General features: G+C 62.5%; 3 protein-coding genes and 1 pseudogene. All 4 read left to right on the top strand.

The features are described from left to right. Positions 1–362: hypothetical protein (locus ACDP63_RS24710; protein ID WP_409928839.1), on the top strand; the 362-nt coding region annotated here is incomplete at its 5' end. Continuing rightward, positions 359–886, top strand: a complete 528-nt coding sequence (locus ACDP63_RS24705; RefSeq protein ID WP_074991301.1) for a hypothetical protein — start codon at positions 359–361, stop codon at positions 884–886. The genes ACDP63_RS24710 and ACDP63_RS24705, both read left to right, overlap by 4 nt. After that, complete coding sequence (locus ACDP63_RS24700) at positions 883–1,407, top strand: hypothetical protein (RefSeq protein ID WP_409928838.1); 525 nt, start codon at positions 883–885, stop codon at positions 1,405–1,407. The genes ACDP63_RS24705 and ACDP63_RS24700 overlap by 4 nt, the downstream gene beginning before the upstream one ends. Positions 1,408–1,430: 23 nt before the next feature. Then, positions 1,431–1,927: pseudogene (locus ACDP63_RS24695) on the top strand (hypothetical protein); the annotation flags it as partial.

The following is a 1,927-nucleotide window of genomic DNA, read 5'->3' as shown; positions in this document are numbered from 1 at the left end:
TGCGTCAGGATGATGGTTCGGCGATGGTGCAGATCACCGATATCGGCCCGCTGACCATGATCGAACTGCATGCACTTGGCGACGGCAGCATTTCCATCGGCCTGATTTTTCACGGCAAGCCTTCCGGAGATACGCCGCCCGCCGGTCTGACCATCGACATGCGGCCCGATCGCGGGGCGTTGGCGGGCGCGATCTGGGAAAGCGAGGAAGAGCCGCCGCAGATGTCGATCGACGTGCTGGATCTTGGGGATGAAGGCCGCATCCAGGCCAGCTTTTCGGCAACTCTATGCCGCCAGGATGCCCCGGACGACTGTCGCGACGTCGAGGGACGGATCGACACGTGGTTGGGTGCCGGCCCATGACACTGGCCGAGTTTCTGGCTGATCCGCTGCGCGTGACGCAAATCTCCGACAGCGTGCTGGAGATCGAGAATCGTCCGGTCCGGCGGGCGGTGATTGCTGCGTCGGTGATATTGGTGGCGATCGCGGCGGGCCTGGCAGCCATCGGGGATGGTGCGACCGGAACGGGGATCATCGTGCTGGCCATGGTGGGCCTGATCGGCTGGCTCTACATGCACGAGTTGGTGCAACTGACTCAACTGAGCCTGGACAGGCATGCCGGTCTTGTCCGGCTGCGTGTGACCACATTGCGCGGGCGGCGTGAAGAGACATTTGCACTCTCGGACCTGCACAAGCTGGAAAGTGTCGCGCACTATGGCACGGCGGTAGGAAACGATGAGACCCGGCTGGTGCTGATTCGCGGATCGGGACCAGAGCGGCGCGAGATCATAGTGCCCATGTTCCGCCCGGATCCCGAAGAGGTGGCGCATCTGACGGGCGTCGTCAATGGCTGGCTTTCCCGCCAGGGAAAGGGAAACCCGTCATGAGTATTGAGACGAACACGCTCGAACGACTGGAACTGGAACTGGCGATACCGCGCTTTATCCTGTGGTTCGTTATGCTGCCTGTCCTGCCGATCACCCTGATCGGGCTGGCCAATCTGATCGGGGGCGAAATCCTGACCGCGTTGGGGCTGCTGGTCGGGCTGAACGGGGCCTTTCTCGCGGGATATATCGCCCTGTCCGAGCGCACACGGCTCAGGCTGGACGCAGGGTCGGGGTTGGTCAGCATCATCCGGACATCGCGTCTCGGCACGCGTCAGCGGGACTATCCGCTCGAGGCGCTCGACAGTGCCGAACTTGACCGCAGCCATACCTCGCGAGAGGACCGCAGCACCTCGAAGGTGGTTCTGGTTTTTCGCAACACCCGCCCGGCAACACGGGTGCCCTTGTCACGTTGGGGCGTATCGGGCGATGGACCTGGGCAGGTCGCCAATGACATCAATGCCTGGCTGCGACGCCATTTCGGGGGCGAACAGACTGCCCCCGCATCTCAACCTTCAAGCTGATCGCCCCAAAAGGAAGCGGAGCCATGTGGGATTTCAATATCGGACAAGCTCTCGGACTGTTGGGCCGAACATTGCCTTTCGTGCTCCTGCGTGCCGCCGTCTATTTCGGAATCACACTGGCCTATATTCTGGCCACCGGCGCCGGTATCGGGGTCGGCTGGGGCGTTGGCGCCTTCGGGGATGACGAGTTCCGCGCGACCGCGATGGCTTGGGGCGGCATGGCCGGCTTTGGCCTGACCGGCGCTGTAATGTACTGGCTTCGGGAATACATTCTCTACATCGTCAAGGCAGGCCATGTCGCGGTTCTTGTCGAACTGATCGACGGCAAGCCCCTGCCGGAAGGACGCGGTCAGATGGCCCATGCAACGGCCGTGGTGAAGGGGCGCTTCGGCCAGGCCTCACTGCTCTTCGCGCTGAACCAACTGGTCAAGGGAGTCATTCGCGCCGTCATCGGCCTTGTGCGCGGTGTATTGTCCATCCTGCCGATCCCCTATGTCCGGCAGTTGATGGGCATTGTGCA

The organism is Paracoccus sp. P2, from assembly GCF_046335115.1.
Taxonomy (GTDB): Bacteria; Pseudomonadota; Alphaproteobacteria; order Rhodobacterales; family Rhodobacteraceae; genus Paracoccus; species Paracoccus pantotrophus.
Note: the sequence above shows the minus strand (reverse complement) of the source record. Positions and strands in the feature narration are given on the sequence as shown.

Coding starts and splice junctions, on each gene's coding strand:
- ACDP63_RS24705 (WP_074991301.1), top strand. CDS start 359: ATGACACTGGCCGAGTTTCTGGCTGATCCGCTGCGCGTGACGCAAATC.
- ACDP63_RS24700 (WP_409928838.1), top strand. CDS start 883: ATGAGTATTGAGACGAACACGCTCGAACGACTGGAACTGGAACTGGCG.